The sequence below is a fragment of the Deinococcus sp. AJ005 genome (assembly GCF_009017495.1).
In the GTDB taxonomy this organism is placed as follows: domain Bacteria; phylum Deinococcota; class Deinococci; order Deinococcales; family Deinococcaceae; genus Deinococcus.
The window spans coordinates 1,275,135-1,293,057 of record NZ_CP044990.1 but is presented as its reverse complement, the minus strand read 5'-3'; the positions used below and the strand labels follow the sequence as shown (position 1 = coordinate 1,293,057).

The window sequence follows — 17,923 nt, the reverse complement described above, 5'->3', positions numbered from 1 at the left end:
ACAATGAGACGCCTTAGCGAGCAACATTACATTATGAAGATGAACCGAAAGACCGTCGCCCTGATCCTGCTGGCCGGAGCATTGACCGTGGGTCTGGCTGCCTGCGCCCCCACCGCCACCACCGTGCCCGTGCCAGACGCGAAGGCCACCACCGGATTGCGCCCGGCCCTGAGTGGGGAGCGGAAATACCTGGACCTCCCCGGCTTCGGGCAGGTGGCCTACTACGTGGATACGCGTGGGGAAGGCCGTCCGCTGGTCCTGACCCCCAGCGTGAATGCCGCCGCCAGTGCCTACGAGATGAAGCCCGTGTGGGACGCCTATGTGGGAACCCGCCCGGTCTACGCGATTGAATGGCCCGGCTTCGGCAGCAGCGCCCGCCCGGACACGCAGTACACCAGGGAATTGATGACCCGCTCACTGAACGCCCTGATAGAACTGATCGGAGCGGATGTGGATGTGGTGGGCCTCAGCCTGGGCAGCGAATTTGACGCCCGCGCCGCCCTGACCGAAGCCCGCATTCGCAGTCTGGCGCTGATCAGCCCCAGCGGACTGGGCAAACCGCGCGGCGGCACGCAGGAGGCCAACGCGGAGGACGGCGGCAAGAAGCTGTATAACCGCCTGAACTCGGTCAGCACGCCGCTGTACGCCGCCCTGCGAATCAAACCCAGCATCGAATACTTCCTGAGCCGGTCGTTCCGGGGGCCAGTGGACAGCGGACTGGTGGATTACTCGCTGGACGCCACCCGCCAGCCAGGGGCGAAATACGCGCCGGTGTACTTCATCAGCGGGCAACTGTTCACGGATGACGCCTACGGGGAGCTGTACAGCAAGCTGACCATTCCCGTCATCGTCCTTTATGACCAGGACGGCTTCGTCAGCTTTGACCGCCTGCAACAGTTCACCCAGCAAGACGGCGTGAAGGCCGTACGCATTGAGGGAACCGACGGGCTGCCCCAGTTCGAGAAAATGCCAGAAGTCAAGGCGGCGCTGGACGCTTTCTGGGCCGGGCTGAAGTAACACTCAAAAAACATGAGGTCAGCCTCCTCCCTTCCGCTTGAACTGAAGCGTTGGGTCGGAGGCGGACCTCGTTTTGAGCAGTTGGAAAACGGGCGGCGGAAGACGGCGCATCGACTCATACGGACTCCGAATTAATGGGTGTTGAAAACACCTGTAATCCGAGCGGAGCGAGAAGGAGAAAAACGGGTTCCAGGCGTGGAGTGTGGAGATCGGAGCTTTCCCGATCTCTACACGAAACAAACGGAATCCGTATCAATTCCGAAAAATCACTTCCTCCCGCCCAAAGGAATGTAACGCCAGCAACGCCAGCAACGCTGCCCCAATCAGGTTGGCCAGAATGGCAAGCAGGATCTGGTCAAGCTGCGCCGCGCCCTTGACGATGTTTAGGATCGACACCATCGAGCCGAACAGCGGCACGGCGTAGACGGCAGTATTCAGCGTCAGAAAGTCCGCGAATTGCAGCATCACGGCGGGCAGCACGATCACCAGCGTCAACGGCGCGATGTACGTCTGCGCCTCCTTGAAGCTGCGGGCGTAAATGCCGATGGCGATCAGCACGGCGCTGATGATCAGGGCAGCGCTGGCCGCCAGCCCCAGCATCCCCAGCGTGCCACCGAAGGTCAGACTCAGTTGGCCGCCCATCGACGCGGTGATGTCTGCGCCCAGTCCGCTTTTACTTGCCAGGAACGCCGCCGCCACCAGTCCGCTGACAATGAAGCCCAGCACGCTGAAGCACGCGCTGAGCAGCGCCGTGATGGTGGTGGCCAGCAGCTTGCCCGTGACCACCTCGGCGCGGCGCACAGGGGACACCAGCAGGCTTTCCAGCGTGCCGCGCTCCTTTTCCCCGGCGGTGGCGTCAATGGCGGTGGCCATGCCGCCCGACAGGATGAATTGCAGCATCAGAAATGGGATCAGGAAGGCCAGTTGCCCGCTGCGCTGCTCCTGCGGGGGGCTGGCGTCGATGGGTTTGACGGTCACGGGCGTCAGGGTGTCCGCACCCAGGCCCAGGCCCTTCAATCGGTCCAGCGTCAGGGTGCGGTTGTAGCCGTCCACCACGTCCTGCACCTTGCCGTAAGCACCAGCCTGGGCGCTCAGGCTGCTTAGCTTGGCATAGACCTCCAGCGCGGCGCTGCCCTCTCCGGCGCGGGTGGGCAGGGCGACTGGGGCCTGAATGGCCGCGTCCACATCACCGGATTGCACGGCCTTTTGCGGGTCTGTCACGGGAACGAGGTCCACGCCTGCGCGCACCGTCTTGCCGTCCACCTTCTCATCCTGTTCCAGCGCCGTGCGTAACGCCGGGGGCAGGGTTCCCACCACGCCCACCTTCTGCCGTTCCTGCTGCTGGCCGCCGATAAAGCTGCCCAGCAGCAGGGGCAGCCCCAGCGACAACGCCGGAATCAGGATCAGCGGCATCAGGATGGTGGCACTCAGCGTGCGGCGGTCCCGCAGGGTGGACAGCAGATCGCGCGCGGCAATGCGCCAGACCATGTTGGGGCGAATGGAGTTAGACCGCACGCTGCCCACCTCCCCGAACCCCATCCCCCCGAACCAAGGCGAAGAAAGCGCGTTCCAGGTTGCTCTCCCCCGTCTGTTTCAGAATGTCGGGGATGCGGCCCACCGTCAGCAACCCGCCCTCGTGCAGAATTGCCACGCGGTCACAGACCTCCTCGGCCTCGGACATGACGTGGGTGGAGTACAGGGTCAGCCGCCCCGGCGCGCGGGTGGCCAGCACAAAATCCAGCAGCGTGCGGCGCGCAAAGATGTCCAGACCGCTGGCCGCCTCGTCCAGAATCAGCACGGGCGGATCCTGAATCACGGCGCGGGCAATCACCACCTTCTGCTTCATGCCGGTGCTGTAGTCCCCGGCGCGCACGTCCAGGGTGCGGCCCAGTTCCAGCCCGGCGTCCAGTTCGGCAATGCGGGCCTCGGTCTGGGCGCGGGTCATGCCGTACAGCCCCGCAAACGAGCGCAGCACCTCGCGGCCTGTCAGGCGGGCGGGCAGCCCCATGCCCCCGTTGACCACGCCGACGCAGCGTCGCACGTCCTCGGGCTGACGCAGCACGTCGTATCCGGCCACCGCCGCCGTGCCGGACGTGGGGCGCAACAACGTCGCCAGAATCCGCAGTAGCGTGGTCTTGCCCGCGCCGTTGGGGCCAAGCAGCCCGAAGACCTCGCCTTCCGGGGCGCTGAGAGACACCCCCTTGAGGGCGGTGAACTTGCCGTAGGTCTTGGTGACGTTCTGAATATCAAGCATGGTCTGTGCTTCCGGGGTGTGCGTCATGGCTCTCCTGAGAAGCAATACGGGGGGAGTGCGAATAGGGTTGCCTCGGCAGTCACGAATTCAGATACTGACGAACTCACGACAGAGGCCGTTTGAAATAGTGGAAGACGCCACCCAGCCAGGTGTCTACCAGTGTCCAGCCCTGCTGAAGCAATTCCTGGCGCTGCTGAGCGCTCAGGACGCCGCCCAGCCGCTGATACAGCCAGCGCGGCGGGGCGCTCTGCGGTTCACTGGCACGCCGAAAAGACAGCGTTCCCAGACCCACCCCGGTCAGCTCCCAGCCGTGTTCGCCCATCTCGCGCAGGATGCCCAGTTCGCTGAAGGCCGTGGCAGCACGTGTCTGATAGTCGAAACGCGTTTCCAGTTCAGTGGCTAGTTTCAGGGAATTGGGTGCTAAGGAAGATAATGCCGGGGAAGGCACACTGATCTGCTGCGGGTCGATAAAAATCCCTTCAATGGGCTGCCCGAACAGCCGCGCGATGCGGAAGGCCAGCGGCAAGCTGGGATCGTACTTGCCCGTCTCCAGCGCATTGACGGTCTGGCGGCTGACATCCAGTTCGGCAGCCAGGTCCGCCTGGGTCCACTGCCGTGCGGCGCGCAGGGTGCGAATGTGGTTGTCCACGACCCGCTATTCCCGGCGGCTGCGTGCCTTCAAGGCAGCCAGCGCAGCAGCCCAGCTCAGCAGTCCCACGGCATAAAACACCAGAGATGGCGTCTGAAACTTGAAGGGCGTTTCCAGGGCGATTAGTCCGCCAGACACCACCATCGTGACCATGAAAGCAATGCTGGTGGCCTGCACCTGGAGCGCACGCAGGTATTCGTCCATCGTCAGAATGGCCCTCACGATAAACACGGCGTAGTAAAAAGGCAGGGCGGCAAGAATGCCATAGCCCATTCCCTTGACCACGCTGTGAAGCTCGCCACCACCGTTCTGGCCCACTGAAATCAGCACGGCGCCCACCGCCGCGAGCAGGCCCCCACCCAGTCCCATGACCCTGTGCAGGGTTTTGACCTTCTGGGTGCGGCTGCGTTCAGGACGGGATGATGGAGCGAGAATCGGAATAGGTGTCATGTCAATCCTCCTTGACCTTAGAGTACAGCTTCCTTGACTCATATGTCAAGCTTATTTGACTTAGCATAGCCAAGGGATTCTGAGACTGGACATTCCATCTGTTCAACGCGGCAATCGGAAGCGCCTTCTTTCATCAAGGTCAACATTCTGTACCCTCATCAAAAATGAGAGAAAATATGTGACAATAGGAAAGTTGCGCCCACAAGCGCACTTGCTTCTGATTTCTTACGTCTAAGGCGATCAACACGTTAAATCGCTTCTTTAGAATTTGCGACGGTGCTTCAAAACATGTATGGCTGCGCCGCCCGAAATTCTCGTTCGGAGGACACTGAATGTTTAATCCCCCCACCCTGGAAGACCTGCAAGAAACCCGCCGCGCCAACGAAAAGCTGGTCCTGAGTGCCCTGGACAGCAAGCCCGAATGGGTTGAAACCGAACTGGCTAAAACCACCGGGCTGGCCCTGTCGCATCTGCGCGCCGCTCTCGCCAGCCTGTTGGATCAGGGCCGCGTGCGCCGTCTGCCTGGCACCGGCACCCGCGCGGTGTACGGTCTGGCCGACCCCGGTCTGGCTGACGTGCCCGCCACCCCGCTGACCGTGGACGCCAAGAAAGTCCGTGATTACCTGGAAGGCCGCGCCGACAGCGCCCTGTACATGAGCGAGCAGCTCCGCATGACCCGCGAGGACGTCATGACTGCCCTGAGCCTGCTGAACGCGCACGGCATGGTCACCTGCACCTTCGTGGGCAGCCTGGTGATCTTCCGCATGAAGGAAGTGCAGGCGCTGGGCACCGAGCAGGCCGCCCCCGCCGCGACGGGCAAGAAAAAGCAAGTCGCCTGAATCTCTGAGTTGACAATGCAGAAAGCTGGACTTCTCTTGATTGAGAGGTCCGGTTTTTTCGTTCCGTCACCACAGCACCTGCCTAAAGTCCTCTTTAGTCCTTTCGCGCTCAAGGACTGAGGCGGACGCGCACGCTAAAGCGCATGAGCGATGACACCAAGCCCGGCTATGATCCCGCCAACCAGTCGCCCGCCGAGGGCCAGAGCCACCCAATTCCCGAAGCGGACCGGGGCAAGGCCCCCAACTTTGATCCCGCCGATAAGGACGGCCCCGCCGAGGGTGGCCGGGACGAAGTAGAAGACGACAGCACGCCCAGCAGCTAAAACGCGATGAACGCTGAACCTGTCCTGAACGCAGCCCGCCCTGAGAGGGAGCGGGCTGAATTGCTGGTGTGGATCAGGGACGTGTTGCACGCCGAATACGGGGACCGTCACTTGGATCCCCGCCGCGAGCCGATGCATGAGCTGATCAGCACCATCCTGTCGCAGCGCACCACCTGGCAGGACGAGGCCGCCGCCTACGACAAGCTGTGCGAGATTGGTGATTGGGACGCGATTATTGCCGCGCCCACTGAAACCGTGGCCCACGCCATCCGCCGCAGCAATTACCCGGAGGCCAAGGCTCCGCGCATTCAGGAGACGCTGCGCCAGATCAGGGACTCTCCCGGCGGCTACAACCTGGAATTCCTGCGCGACATGCCCAGCAAGGACGCGCTGAAGTGGCTGACGGACTTGCCAGGGGTAGGGGTCAAGACTGCGAGCCTTGTTCTTCTTTTCAATTATGCCCACCCCGTTTTCCCCGTGGATACCCACGTTCACCGCATCGCCACCCGCGTCGGCGCAATCCCGCTGATGGGCGAGCAGGCGGCGCACCGGGCCTTACTCAGGGTATTGCCAGACGATCCGCCCTTCCTGTACGAGTTGCACCTCAATCTGCTCAAGCACGGCCAGCAGGTCTGCCACTGGAGCCGCCCCAAATGCGGCGTGTGTATCCTGCGCGAGAGATGCGACGCCTTCGCGGTTTTCGGTGACAGGGTGCCGAGTTTCACTGAGACGAAGGCGAAAAGAAGTGAAGCGGCGAAGAAGTCCCAAAAGTGAATGTTCGCTTGGAGGCATTACATTCAACCCGCGTTCAATCCCCCAATTCCTGCCAGCAGACGCGATACACTGTGCGGCTGTGACGCGCCTGCCTCCCCGCTAACCTCAAGCAACACCTGGGGCCGCCGCGCGTACACCCCGGAGGACTTTTGAGTTACTGGCGCAATACCATGAAACCCTTGCTGGACGACGAAACAGGCACGATGTTCAAGCACGCCCCAGTGCGCGTGACGCTGGCCTTTCCCAACCGCTACAGTGTGGGCATGGCCTCGCTGGGCTTTCAGGTCATCTACCGCATGTTCAACAACGAGGAAGGCGTCGCCTGCGAACGGGCCTTCTTGCCTGACGATGTGGACGCCTTTGAAAAGCTGGGCCAGCCGCTGCCCACCGTAGAAACCGGGCGCGAGGCCGGGGACTGCGAACTGTTCGCCATGAGCGTGTCCTTTGAGCTGGACCTGACCAATATCATCCGCATGCTGGACGTGGTGGGGCTGCATCCCCTGCGCGAACGGCGCGACGACAGCGACGCCATCGTGATGATCGGCGGGCCGCTGACGTCCTCTAACCCTTACCCGCTGGTCCCCTTTGCCGACGTGATTGTGATCGGCGACGGCGAACAGATCATTCCTGTAGTGTCCGACGCCCTACGCGAATCTGGCTCCCGCGAGGATTTCTACGACTTGATTGACGGGATGCCGGGCATTTTCCTTCCAGCGCGGCACACGCATGAACCCACCTGGGCCACCGCGCCCAAGGAGCTGCTGCCCGCCTACAGCCAGATCGTGACGCCGCACAGCGAACTGAGCAACATGTTTCTGGTGGAGGCGCAGCGCGGCTGCCCGCGCCCCTGCACCTTCTGTCTGGCGCGCACCATGTATGGCCCGAACCGCAACAACGGCGGCCAAGAACTGCTGGACGTAATTCCCGACTGGGCGCAGAAGGTGGGGCTGGTGGGCGCGGCCCTCTCGGACTTCCCACACACCAAGTTCGTGGGCCGCACCCTGACCGAGCGCGGCGTCAAGCTGGGCGTCAGCTCCATCCGCGCCGACACGGTGGACACTGAGCTGGCCGAGATTCTGAAGGCGGGCGGCCTGCGAACTTTCACGGTGGCCTCCGACGCACCCAGCGAACGCCTGCGCCGCTGGCTCAAGAAGGGCATTACCACCGAGGACTTGCTGAAAACCGCGCAGATCAGCCGTGACCTGGGCTTTTCCGGCCTCAAGGTTTACATGATGATCGGCCTGGGGCCGGAGAACGACGACGACATCACCGAATTGATCTCGTTCACCAAGGAACTGGCGGGCATCAACCGGATTGCGCTGGGCATCTCTCCATTCGTGCCCAAGCGCCATACGCCGCATTTTGCCGATCCCTTTGGTGGCGTGCAGGTGATTGAGGCGCGGCTCAAGCGTATCCAGAAAGAGCTACGCCGCACCGCCGAACTCCGCAATGTGTCTGCCAAATGGGCCTGGGTGGAAAGCGTGATCGCGCGGGGTGGCCCAGAAATCGGCATGGCCGCCTACACGCTCTACCGCAACGAGAGCATCGGCGCATGGAAGAAAGCACTGGACGAGATCGGCTGGGTGGATGAGTACGGCGACAACGACGCCTCATCCATCTCGCTGCCGCCGGGCCAGTACGTGCCCAGGGGAGTCAACGCCCACGCGGATGGGCTGGCTGTCTAACTAAAGTTCCCTTTCAACCCTCTGCATGGCAGCTCTACAAGGCTTCCCCTACAGGGGGCTTTTTTTGCTCTCCACTCCGCCACTTGGCCGATGCCCACGCCGCCCGCCTGTGCTGTACTCACGCATGGAACCTACCGCCTCTCCCCCACTGCCCGGTTTCCCAGACCTCCAGCTTCTTGAGTGCAGCGCCGCCGACTTTCCCCATCTGGCCGCGTTTCTGAGCGCTGCCCATCCCGACGCCCCAACTTCCGCAGAGGATCTGGAGCGGCTGGCGGCGGGGCGGATGCTGGGCGAAACCCACCGTCAGCTTCTGGCACTGCGCGGCGGGGAAATTGTGGGGCTGGCAGAAACGGGTGTGCCGCGCATGGACGGGCATCCCGGCTGGCTGGAAGTCAGGATTCGCACCCGATCAGAAGAGGTGGGCGGCGCACTGCCCGGTGAGTTGCTGAAACTGGCGGAGGCAGACGCCGTGGCCCAGGGCGCAGGCACACTCGTCTCCCACGTTCACGAAGACTGGTGGGAACACGATTTTCTCCTGGCGCGCGGTTACGCGGAGCATGATCGCATGTGGAACAGCACCCTGAATTTGCAGGCGCTGGACTTCACTCGCTTTGCCGGGAGTCAGGCGCGGGTGGCGGCGGCGGGCTTGACCATCCAGCCTCTCTCGGAACTGGGCGGATTCGGTGAAGTGCAGCAGCGCCGTTTTTATACGCTGGTGGCCACTCTGCTGAATGACGTTCCCAGCACCACGCCAGTCAGCGTGTGGCCTTTCGAGGTCTGGCAACGCCGCGCAGGTGTAAAGGTGCTGCCAGAAGGCGTGTTTATCGCACTGGCCCCGAACGGCGAATGGGTGGGCCTGAGCGAACTGTACCTGCCCATCGCCACGCGCCCCGGCACGCTGCACAACGGTCTGACCGGAGTTTTAAAGCCCTGGCGCGGGCAGGGCATCGCGCTGGCCCTCAAACTGGCCGCCGCCCGCGCCGCACTGGAACGGGGATTCACGCATTCTCGGACAGGCAACCACAGCATCAATATCCCCATGCTGGCGGTGAACGAGCGGCTGGGGTTCGTGCGGGAAGGTGCGCGGGCGACGCTGCGAAAGGAGGTCTAGACCCGCCACTGCTGGCGCTGGTACTTGATGCGGTAGCGGCTGCGGCTGGCGGCCTCGATCAGATCGCCGGGGGTGTTGATGTCCGGGCCAGTGCTGGCGCCGCCAACGCTGGCCTGAAGCGACAGGTCACGGTAAGACACATTGTCCAGCGAGAGTTGCACGCGGCGGGTCAGATCGGCCAGTTCGGCAGAGGCGGTGTTGTCCAGCAGCACGGCGAACTCGTCGGGACCCCAGCGGAAGATCAGGTCGCCCCGGCGCTTGTGCTGCATGATGCGGCCCGCCAGCTCGCGCAGCAGCTCATCCCCGGCGGCGTACCCGTACACCGAATTGACTTTGCGAAAGCCGCTGAGGTCCACCAGCAGCAGTCCCAGCGGGCGGCTCTGGCGGCCCTGCCAGCGGCTCTCCACGGCGCGGGTAAAGGCCAGGCGGTTGCCGAAGCCAGTCAGGGGATCGCGCACGCCAGAACGTCGCAGAATCCACCAGCGTTCCAGCATGACCAGTCCGGTGCCCAGCACCGCACACAGCGACAGCGTGACCCCCGGCAGCAGCGAATTGAGCAACCAGTACGGCACGGCCAGTGCCAGCGCCAGCAGAGCGATGGCAAAGCCCCACACTCCACCCGCCAGCACGGCGGCAATGGCGGCCAGCACACCGGCCAGCATGACCGTCCACAGCGGCAGAGAGGCAAACGGCGCGCTGAGCAGGCTGGAAACCGCCCGCGCCTGCAACTCCACACCGGCAACGACCTGACCGCTCACGTCCCGTACTGCCGGGCCACCCACGCCACTGGCGGTCAGACCCACCAGCACCACCCGGTTCTGAAAGTCGCCGTAACGAATGGAACCGTTCACCACGTCACGGAAGGGAATCACAGGCAGGCGCTGGGGATCAGGGGCGCTGTAGCGCAGGATTCGTGGCTGTTCGTCCAGCGGCACGGTGCGTCCCGCCGCCACCGCCAGTTGGCGCGCAAAGCTGGGGGCCAGTGCTGAAGCAGCATCCGGATAGGCCGCCTGAAAGGAGCGCACGATGCCGTCCTCACTCAGGTTCAGGGCGCTGATGCCGGTGGGCGAGCGCCAGTCGGGGCGCAGTGCGGTGGGTTCGCCGGGGGCAGTGGCCAGCACTACGTTGGGACGGCTAAACACAGCGGCCAGGGCGGCGTCGTTGCGCGCCGGATCGGCCAGCAGCACGTCCACGCCGATGGCCGCGACTCCCGCCTGATCCAGCGTGTTCAGGGCCTGGGCGTACAGTTCGCGCGGCCAGCTTCCGATGCGTCCGTAATCCCGCAGCGTGGCGTCGTCGATACCCACCACCAGCACGCGCCCATCAGGAGGACTGGGCAGGGCGCGGTTCAGGGCGTCCCACAGCAGGCCGTTCTCGGGCACCGCCCAGGCCAGCGCCGCCGCCAGCAGTGCGGCCAGCGGTAAGGTCAGCCGCCGGACCGGACGTGCCGGGCCGGGCCGTAAGGCCAGGGAATCAGGGAAGCCGAGCATGACTCTGGTTATCGGCCCCGTCCCGCAGGGTCAGCGAGGCAGGGGCGGCGGGCGAGGGCAGTGGTAAAGACCACACGAAAGACCCACTGCTCTGGGTCTCCACCGTGCGGGTGTAGGTCTGGCCGCCCACCGTGACACCCAGGCCAATGCGGGAGTCTCCAGCATCCGTGACCACGCCACTCAGGGTCAGGATGCGGCCCACGCGCTTGACCACCAGCCCACTCAGGCGCGGCGGCGTCCGGTCCACAGTAATGGGCTTCGTGCGCGTCAGCGTCTGGCCGTAGCGCTGGGCACGGACGGTCACGGTGTACTGGCCTTCCGGCAGCGAGTCTGTGAGGCGCTCCAGCCGGAACACTCCGTTCTCGCCGCCCAGAGGAACGGTCTGCCCGGCCACCGTCAGCGTGACCCGCGCGTCGGGCAGGCTGCGGGCCGAGAGGGCCAGTTCCTGCAAGCTGCGGCCCGGCAGGTCCAGGCTAAGCGTCAGCGCCTGCGCCCGCACCGCGTCCTGCGCGATGTTGAAGCGGTCCACGGCGTCGAGTTGCAGCGGAACGAGCGGGCCACCGGGACTGAGCTGCTGGCCCTGTGAAACGGCCTGATCTCCAGCCACCTGTCCTCCAGCGGTCTGGCCCGGCAGCGCCACCTGACCGTCGAAGACCTTGACCAGTCCGTTGGCATCCACCCGAAAAACGGTCCCGCGCACCGCCGTGCTGACCACCGGGGTATCGATGCGGTAGCCACCCTGACCTTTTTCCACCACGTTCCAGGCGGTGCCCTTCTCCAGTTTCAGCAACACTTCGCGCCCCGCCGACGTGCGCTCAATGCTGACCACGCTCAGCGCGCTCTCCTCGTTCAGACGCAGGTAGCCGCCGCCCGTGAAGCCGATCTCGGCCCAGGCGGCGGCCCCGGTGTTCAGCGCCGCGCCAGGTTGCAGATCGTCGCCGATGACTGCCACCCGCGTCGCCCCCCGCTGAATCAGGCTGACCGGGCCGCGCGTCGCCTCCACGCTGGCCGCGCCCAGCCCGGTGAACTGCGCGGCGTACCACGGATCGGCCTCACGGAAGGCGCTGACCCTGCCGCTGTCCAGCGCGATCTGCTGGCCCGCGCCCACCTCTATCCCGCGTCCCTTCAGCGCGATCCGCAGCCGCCCGGCGATCACGGCCACCCGCTTTTCATTGGCGCTCAGATCGACACGCATTTCCCCGGCACCGTCCATCACCACATGGTTGCCCGCGACATGTACGGCCACCGGTCCCCGCAGGAAAAACCGCCCGGACAGCAGATCGGCCTCGCCCAGATAGCGCCGTAATTCAGCAGCGCTGCCGACGACCACCTGACCCAGCCGCCCTTCCTGCACCACGGCCCGGCCCGTCCCGACGCGCAGGCGGGTGGTGATCTCGGTGGGCGCGGTCTGGGCACGCCAGGTGCCGTCCGGTCCCTGAATCTCCACGCGCCCCTGCGCGGCTTGCAAAGTGGGCGGCGGGACAGAGTCGGCCTGGCTGGGGGCAGCCTGGGCAGACGCCGGAGACAGGGGTGAGGTCTGCGCCACGACCTGTCCACCCGCTCCCAGACAGCTATACAGCGCCATTGACCGCAGCAAAAGCTCACGGGCAGGAGAGGGAGAGTGGAGGGCCTTGGGCATCTTAGCCACCAGTTTACGAGAAAAACCTGACATTTGGGCGACCCAAGGTATACTTAAGGGCGTGCTTGTTGCTGTGCAGGACGCCATCAAAGATTACGGTCCCGCCACCGTGTTATCTGAGGTCACTTTTGCCGTCAGGAGCGGCGACCGCATCGGTCTGGTGGGCCGCAACGGGGCGGGGAAAACCACCCTGTTGCGGCTGCTGACCGGGCAACTTCCCCCGGATGGGGGCAGCGTGCGCCGCGCGCCGGGCGTGCGCGTCCGCGCCTTGCAGCAGGACCCGGTGTTTGAAGCCGGGACGACAGTGGACAGCGTGCTGGACGCTGCCTTCCACGATCTGGACGCCCTGGAGGCCGAACTGGACGCCGCCGCGCGGGCCATGAGCGCCGGAACGCCCGAGAGCGTGCTGCGCCACGAGGAGATTCTGGAACACTATGTCCGGCGCGGCGGCTTCGAACGCCGCAGCCGCAAGGACGCCGTCACACTGGCCTTCGGCTTCCGGGGCCGCGAGGACACCCTGGCCGAGCGCCTCAGCGGCGGCGAACGCACCCGTCTGGGTCTGGCCGCCCTGCTGGTGGAAAACCCCGATGTGCTGCTGCTGGACGAGCCGACCAACCACCTAGATATCGTGATGGTGGAGTGGCTGGAAAACTTCCTGAGCCGCTACCCCGGCGCGGTGCTGGTGATCAGCCATGACCGCACCTTTCTGGACCGCGTGACCAATGAAACGGCCCACCTGCGCGGCGGCACCCTGCGAACGTATCCGGGCAATTACAGCACCTTCCGGGCCGCGCTGGACGCCGAAGCCGAGTTACAGGCCGCCCGCGCCGTGCAGGACGCCCGCCAGATCTCCAGCCTCCAGAGCAGCGCAGACCGCATGAAGATCTGGGGCCTGGGCATGAGCAAGCTGGCCCGGCGCGCAGCGGCCATGCAAAAACGCGTGGACCGCATGCAGGCCCGCGCCACGGCGGCCCCACCACCCGAGGAACGCAGCGCCCGCATCACCTTCCACGCCCCCGGCAGCGGCGACATCGTGCTGGACGCCCGCCACCTCAGCCGCCGCATTCCGGTGGAGGACGGGGCATTCCGCACGCTGTTTGAGGACATCAATGTGCAGGTGCGCCGGGGCGAGCGCATCGCCATCGTTGGGCGCAACGGGGCGGGCAAGACCACGCTGCTGCGAATGCTGCTGGGCCTGGAAAAGAGCGACGATCCACGCGGCAAGGTGCTGACCGGCGCGCGGGTGGGCGTGGGCTATTACGATCAGGCCCTGCGCGGCGTCTCCCCTGATCAGACCCTCTATGACGTGGCCCGTGAGTATGTGCAGAAAGACCCGCAGGCCCACGATCTGCTGGGCACCTTTATGTTCCCCTATGACCAGCACGACAAAGCCGCCCGCATCCTGTCCGGTGGTGAGCGGGCGCGGCTGGCCCTGCTGAAGCTGGCGCAGGAGGACCGCAACCTACTGGTGATGGACGAGCCGACCAACCACCTGGATATGGAAATGGTGGAAGCCCTGGAACTTGCCCTGGAGGACTTTGGCGGCACCCTGCTGATGGTCAGCCATGACCGCGCCTTTATCGAGGGTCTGGCAGACCGCATCTGGCTGATTGAGGACGGCCACTTCTACGAATACCCCGGCTGGGAGGACTACCGCGCCAAGCACCGCAGTCTGGCCGAACTGGAGGCCGAGGAAGCGAAAGAGGCCGCGCAGGCCGAGGCGAAAGCGGCCCCAAAACTTACCGCCCCGAAGGGTAAGGGCCTGTGGCATCTCAAGCGGGAAGTGGAGGCCATTGAGGCGGACATTGCCCGCCTGGAAGCTGAACTGGAAGCCGCCCAGGCCATCCTGAACAGCGCGCTCCCCGACGCCGATTTCACCGAACTGGGTCAGGCCGCCCACAACCTGGAACTGGCCCTGGAACGCAAGCTGGAAGAGTGGGGCGAGAAGGGAGCGGAGGTCGAGGAGAAAGAAGGGTAAATTTCTGGAGCAGGCAATAGGAAACGCCCCCCGTAATGGGGGGCGTTTGTTTTAAACCTTTACAAAACTTGCGATCAAGGGGCTGGGACGATGTCAACGTAGTTGAGCTTGGTGTTCTTGCCATTCTTGGCGTCAATGGTCAGGCTGCCGTCTGTGACGGTCACGGCCACCGTGTTCGACTTGAACTGGCTGGTAAGCGTAGGAGTGAAGGGGGCGATGGCGACAGCACCCTCAACGTTAATGCTGTGCAGACTGTTGAGGTTGCGCTTATCGGCGTCGCCCACGCTCACCGTGACGTTGTACTTGCCGTTCACCACGCGGTACTCGAAAGCGCCAGAGGTAAGCACGGCAGGATCAGTGCAGGGGGCGCCCGTGGTAGGCGTTCCGCACTGCATCTGAATCTGGGTGTAGAGGCGGGCATCCTGGCCTGCGATAACATTAGTGCCATCCGGCACGCGGTTACGGGCATTGTTGGTCAGGTTCAGAGGCGTGGGTGTTGCGGTTCCAGCAGTAGCCTCAGTGACCCAACCGATACCCGACGTAGCAACGTAGGCCGCTCCCGTATTAGGGGTGTAACCCGCAGGCGTCGCGGCGGTGGCGGTCTGAAAGTTGATCTTGGCGGTGGTCAGAGTGGTTGCAGGCGTCACGGTGAACGTATCGGCATCGAACTTGGAAGTGTCATCGACAGACGTAACCTTGATGGTGGCGGTCCCGACAGCCTTGGCCGTGATCTTGCCGTTGTCATCAACCATGGCGATGGCCTCATTGCTACTGCTGAACGTCACGTTCTGGCTCTGATTCGTACCAGACACAACGCCTTTGGCCGTGGCAGTGCCGCCCACAGGGGCAGTTGCAGGGGTCAGGGTCAGCACTACGCCAGTCACGACGGGGGTGGTGCTGGCGGGTGCCTTAACAGTGATGGTCACCGAGCCAGACTTACTAGTGTCCACGGTGGACTTGGCCGTGATGACCGTCGTACCTTCCTTGAGACCAGTGACCAGACCCGCACCGCTGACTGAGGCCACTGTCGGCACGCTGCTGGTCCAGGTCACCGTCTGGGCCGGGCTATTGGTGCCGGTCACCACGGCCTTGGCTGTCGTGGTTGCGTTGATGGCGATGGTACTTGGGGAGGCACTCACAGCCACATTAGTGACAGTGGCGGTGGGCGCGGGGGTGGGGTTACAGGCGACGATAGCAATAGAAGCGGTGAGCGACAGTGCAATGGTTGCGGGACGGCGGAACATGGAAAATGTTGACATGAAGTACCTTACCTTTAAAGAGGAGTATTGAGAGGGCGAGGGGTCAGGGATTGCGTTCAGTATCGTAGCATGCACTTTTTTGCCGCATATAGATTGCAATTTACTTCGTCTGAATCTACTGCAATCCGTTCTGCACAGAGACTCCACTCCCCCCGACATGACCTAAACAGAGGGCAACAGAAGCCACATTATATCAAGAGGTACGCCAGACCGCGCTTCGGAACAGACTCGTCCGTTCGGTACGGTCCCTTCTGCATTGTGTTTATTTCACCACTATGCAGGTGCGCCCACGACCCAGGAATAATGCTTGACTCCACTTTCCGGCAACAGGCGTTACGGAAACGTGAAATCTGGTTTTGCGATCCCAGAACAGAAACCCGGATGAGTGACGTGGCACCGCCGTCTGGTCTCGCCGCCAATCTCGCTTGTGGCGACGCGCCCGGTGTCCGGTCTCGTTCGGGAGGAGCCGACGACTGCTATAAAGGAACAGGCCTATAAGTGACTGTATGTAAGCGCGGGGTAAGCCTCTCGCCCCTAGCCTGAGGACGGACTGATTCCCCTGTACCGGAATTGAGCCACAAGTTATCCGTCTTACTCCTACACCCATGACTGACCTTACCGCCGATCCCGTCTCCGAAGCAGTTTCTGTGTCCATGATACAGATGCTGAATCAGGCATGGGAAATCCGCCGCAGCGAGCCGCGTGAAACTGTGCGGCTCGCGCGACTGGCACTGACCCTTGACCTGCCCACCCCAGAGGAATCCAGGGCACGGCTGTGTCTGGGTTACGGACTCTTGCGTCTGGGCGAATTTGCCGCCGCCCAGACCGAACTGACCCAGGCCCTCGATACGTTCACCGATGCGGGCGACCTGCTCCAGAAGCGCACGACCTCCAACACTCTGGGCATGGTGCAGTGCGAGCTGGGCCAGCCGGTGGCCGCCTTGCAGACGTTCTTGCAGGTGCGGCAATTGAGCGTGGCGCTTGGATTGATTCAGGGCGAAATCGAGGCGTTAAATAATGTTGGCAGCGTGTACGTTTCAATGGGCAACCATCCGGGGGCGCTGGAATCGTACCTCCGATCATTGCGTCTGTCACAACAGCATGAACTGCGTGACGTGGAGAGCGAGATTCTTAATAACCTGAGCGTGGAGTATTATGAACTTACGCGCTACGACGATGCACTGGAAGCGGCACAGGCCAGTTTAGATGTCGCGCCCGATACAGAATCCTTCATCACCCATACATCCGCTCTGGCCCTTCACAATGCCGCCCGCGCATGCTTCAAACTTGACCACTTGGACCGCGCTCTGGATCTGAATCAGCAGGCGCTGGCGATTTTTGAGAAACTGGAAGATCAGGCGGCTGTGGCAGAAGTTCACGACGAACTGGGACGGCTCTCCCAGCATCAGCGCAGATTTGAGGAGGCTGAACACTTTTTCCGTCTTGGCCTCCAGATGCGCCAGCAGATCGGCGATCTACACGGTCAGGCCGAGAGCATGCGGCACCTGGGTGGTCTTCAGTTGCTCCTAGGCCAGACGCAGGAAGCACTGGACACCATTCATGCGGCGCGCGCCACCGCCGGACACAGTCAGGCACAGACCGAACGCTGCGCCGCCGATCTGGCTCTGGCCGACGCCTACCGTCAGGCCGGGCAGTTCCGCGAGGGATTCCTGCACCTGGAACAGCATCTGCTGCTGAAAGAAGAGCTGTTCAACGCGGCCTCCGATCAGCGGGTCCAGAGCTTGCAGATTCAGTTTGAACTGGAACGCGCCGAGCAGCAACGCGCCGCCGCCGAGCAGTTGAGCGCCGAACTTCAGCAACTGAACAGCGAACTGGAACGCACACATCAGGAACTGACCGTCGCCCATGCCCGGACCTCGGCGCTGCTGGAACAGGTCGAGCAGCAGGCCAATCAGGACGCCCTGACCGGTCTGGCCAATCGGCGGGCCTTCGACAGCGCCGTGGAGCGCCTGCAACCCGGCGTCCAGATGACGGTGGTGATCGGCGACATCGATCATTTTAAGCAGGTCAACGATCAGTACTCGCACCTGATCGGCGACGAGGTGCTGCGTCAGATCGCCGGCGTGCTGGGGGCAGGGGTGCGCCTGCGGCAGGGCGATCTGCTGGCCCGTTTTGGCGGCGAGGAATTCGTGATTCTGATGGTCGGCACCGACGCCGTGACCACGGAGCGCATCTGCGAACGGCTGCGGCTGGCCACCGAGCGCCACAACTGGGGGGCCGTTCGTCCTGGCCTGCGCGTGACCATCAGCCTGGGGGCGGCAGTCAGCCGCAACGGCGAGGACCTGACCGCCGTTCTTCAGGCCGCCGACCACGCCCTGTATGAAGCCAAGGCCAATGGCCGCAACCGGGTGGTCCTCCGGCCATAACACAGGCTACGGCACACACCCAGAGTTAATCTTGAAAATCCAATTCGTCAGATCTGTGTGACGCTATT

At 63.6% G+C, this 17,923-nt stretch carries 14 protein-coding genes and 1 pseudogene; 8 read left to right on the top strand and 7 right to left on the bottom strand.

What is annotated here, in order from left to right; translation table 11 throughout:
- Window positions 1-33: 33 nt before the first annotated feature.
- Complete coding sequence (locus DAAJ005_RS08075) at window positions 34-1,017, top strand: alpha/beta fold hydrolase (RefSeq protein WP_370519807.1); 984 nt, start codon at window positions 34-36, stop codon at window positions 1,015-1,017.
- Window positions 1,018-1,269: 252 nt separating this feature from the next.
- On the opposite strand, the gene DAAJ005_RS08070 is transcribed toward DAAJ005_RS08075, so the two are convergent.
- The 4 genes and pseudogenes from DAAJ005_RS08070 to DAAJ005_RS08055 all read right to left on the bottom strand — a co-directional run bounded on the left by DAAJ005_RS08070 (window position 1,270) and on the right by DAAJ005_RS08055 (window position 4,370).
- On the bottom strand, window positions 1,270-2,505 hold the full coding sequence (locus DAAJ005_RS08070) for an ABC transporter permease (protein WP_151848458.1): 1,236 nt from the start codon (window positions 2,503-2,505) through the stop codon (window positions 1,270-1,272).
- A 16-nt stretch (window positions 2,506-2,521) separates the two neighbouring features.
- On the bottom strand, window positions 2,522-3,271 hold the full coding sequence (locus DAAJ005_RS08065) for an ATP-binding cassette domain-containing protein (RefSeq protein WP_151848459.1): 750 nt from the start codon (window positions 3,269-3,271) through the stop codon (window positions 2,522-2,524).
- Window positions 3,272-3,734: 463 nt separating this feature from the next.
- A pseudogene (locus DAAJ005_RS08060) lies at window positions 3,735-3,920 on the bottom strand (helix-turn-helix transcriptional regulator); the annotation flags it as partial.
- 6 nt (window positions 3,921-3,926) lie between these two features.
- Window positions 3,927-4,370: a hypothetical protein gene (locus DAAJ005_RS08055; RefSeq protein WP_151846666.1), complete on the bottom strand. Its 444-nt coding sequence runs from the start codon at window positions 4,368-4,370 to the stop codon at window positions 3,927-3,929.
- A gap of 332 nt (window positions 4,371-4,702) precedes the next feature.
- On the opposite strand from DAAJ005_RS08055, the gene DAAJ005_RS08050 reads away from it, so the two are divergent.
- The 5 genes from DAAJ005_RS08050 to DAAJ005_RS08030 all read left to right on the top strand — a co-directional run bounded on the left by DAAJ005_RS08050 (window position 4,703) and on the right by DAAJ005_RS08030 (window position 9,102).
- On the top strand, window positions 4,703-5,209 hold the full coding sequence (locus tag DAAJ005_RS08050; RefSeq protein WP_029480936.1) for a transcriptional regulator: 507 nt from the start codon (window positions 4,703-4,705) through the stop codon (window positions 5,207-5,209).
- 143 nt (window positions 5,210-5,352) lie between these two features.
- Window positions 5,353-5,532, top strand: a complete 180-nt coding sequence (locus tag DAAJ005_RS08045) for a hypothetical protein (protein ID WP_151846665.1) — start codon at window positions 5,353-5,355, stop codon at window positions 5,530-5,532.
- Between the two features lie 6 nt (window positions 5,533-5,538).
- Window positions 5,539-6,306, top strand: a complete 768-nt coding sequence (nth, locus tag DAAJ005_RS08040) for an endonuclease III (RefSeq protein WP_151846664.1) — start codon at window positions 5,539-5,541, stop codon at window positions 6,304-6,306.
- A gap of 149 nt (window positions 6,307-6,455) precedes the next feature.
- Window positions 6,456-7,991: a radical SAM protein gene (locus DAAJ005_RS08035; RefSeq protein ID WP_192930902.1), complete on the top strand. Its 1,536-nt coding sequence runs from the start codon at window positions 6,456-6,458 to the stop codon at window positions 7,989-7,991.
- Between the two features lie 124 nt (window positions 7,992-8,115).
- Window positions 8,116-9,102, top strand: a complete 987-nt coding sequence (locus DAAJ005_RS08030; protein ID WP_151846662.1) for a GNAT family N-acetyltransferase — start codon at window positions 8,116-8,118, stop codon at window positions 9,100-9,102.
- On the opposite strand, the gene DAAJ005_RS08025 is transcribed toward DAAJ005_RS08030, so the two are convergent.
- Together DAAJ005_RS08025 and DAAJ005_RS08020 are read right to left on the bottom strand one after the other, a co-directional pair.
- Entirely contained in the window at window positions 9,099-10,592 is a 1,494-nt protein-coding gene (locus DAAJ005_RS08025; protein WP_151846661.1) for a CHASE2 domain-containing protein, read from the bottom strand. The two genes, DAAJ005_RS08030 and DAAJ005_RS08025, sit on opposite strands and share 4 nt — an antisense overlap.
- Entirely contained in the window at window positions 10,576-12,231 is a 1,656-nt protein-coding gene (locus tag DAAJ005_RS08020; protein WP_151846660.1) for a FecR domain-containing protein, read from the bottom strand. The genes DAAJ005_RS08025 and DAAJ005_RS08020 overlap by 17 nt, the downstream gene beginning before the upstream one ends.
- 61 nt (window positions 12,232-12,292) lie before the next feature.
- On the opposite strand from DAAJ005_RS08020, the gene DAAJ005_RS08015 reads away from it, so the two are divergent.
- Window positions 12,293-14,209: an ABC-F family ATP-binding cassette domain-containing protein gene (locus DAAJ005_RS08015; RefSeq protein ID WP_151846659.1), complete on the top strand. Its 1,917-nt coding sequence runs from the start codon at window positions 12,293-12,295 to the stop codon at window positions 14,207-14,209.
- Between the two features lie 74 nt (window positions 14,210-14,283).
- Here the strand turns inward: DAAJ005_RS08015 and DAAJ005_RS08010 are convergent, their stop codons facing one another.
- On the bottom strand, window positions 14,284-15,453 hold the full coding sequence (locus DAAJ005_RS08010) for an Ig-like domain-containing protein (RefSeq protein ID WP_226342638.1): 1,170 nt from the start codon (window positions 15,451-15,453) through the stop codon (window positions 14,284-14,286).
- Window positions 15,454-16,073: 620 nt separating this feature from the next.
- Between DAAJ005_RS08010 and DAAJ005_RS08005 the strand changes: the two genes are divergently transcribed.
- Window positions 16,074-17,855 (top strand): tetratricopeptide repeat-containing diguanylate cyclase, encoded by a 1,782-nt coding sequence (locus tag DAAJ005_RS08005; RefSeq protein ID WP_151846657.1) that lies wholly within the window; start codon window positions 16,074-16,076, stop codon window positions 17,853-17,855.
- Window positions 17,856-17,923: the final 68 nt, after the last annotated feature.

Excerpts from the sequence above, each read along its gene's own strand:
- DAAJ005_RS08075 (WP_370519807.1), top strand. The coding sequence starts at position 34 with ATGAAGATGAACCGAAAGACCGTCGCCCTGATCCTGCTGGCCGGAGCA.
- DAAJ005_RS08070 (WP_151848458.1), bottom strand. The coding sequence starts at position 2,505 with ATGGTCTGGCGCATTGCCGCGCGCGATCTGCTGTCCACCCTGCGGGAC.
- DAAJ005_RS08065 (WP_151848459.1), bottom strand. The coding sequence starts at position 3,271 with ATGCTTGATATTCAGAACGTCACCAAGACCTACGGCAAGTTCACCGCC.
- DAAJ005_RS08055 (WP_151846666.1), bottom strand. The coding sequence starts at position 4,370 with ATGACACCTATTCCGATTCTCGCTCCATCATCCCGTCCTGAACGCAGC.
- DAAJ005_RS08050 (WP_029480936.1), top strand. The coding sequence starts at position 4,703 with ATGTTTAATCCCCCCACCCTGGAAGACCTGCAAGAAACCCGCCGCGCC.
- DAAJ005_RS08045 (WP_151846665.1), top strand. The coding sequence starts at position 5,353 with ATGAGCGATGACACCAAGCCCGGCTATGATCCCGCCAACCAGTCGCCC.
- nth (WP_151846664.1), top strand. The coding sequence starts at position 5,539 with ATGAACGCTGAACCTGTCCTGAACGCAGCCCGCCCTGAGAGGGAGCGG.
- DAAJ005_RS08030 (WP_151846662.1), top strand. The coding sequence starts at position 8,116 with ATGGAACCTACCGCCTCTCCCCCACTGCCCGGTTTCCCAGACCTCCAG.
- DAAJ005_RS08025 (WP_151846661.1), bottom strand. The coding sequence starts at position 10,592 with ATGCTCGGCTTCCCTGATTCCCTGGCCTTACGGCCCGGCCCGGCACGT.
- DAAJ005_RS08020 (WP_151846660.1), bottom strand. The coding sequence starts at position 12,231 with ATGCCCAAGGCCCTCCACTCTCCCTCTCCTGCCCGTGAGCTTTTGCTG.
- DAAJ005_RS08010 (WP_226342638.1), bottom strand. The coding sequence starts at position 15,453 with ATGTTCCGCCGTCCCGCAACCATTGCACTGTCGCTCACCGCTTCTATT.
- DAAJ005_RS08005 (WP_151846657.1), top strand. The coding sequence starts at position 16,074 with ATGACTGACCTTACCGCCGATCCCGTCTCCGAAGCAGTTTCTGTGTCC.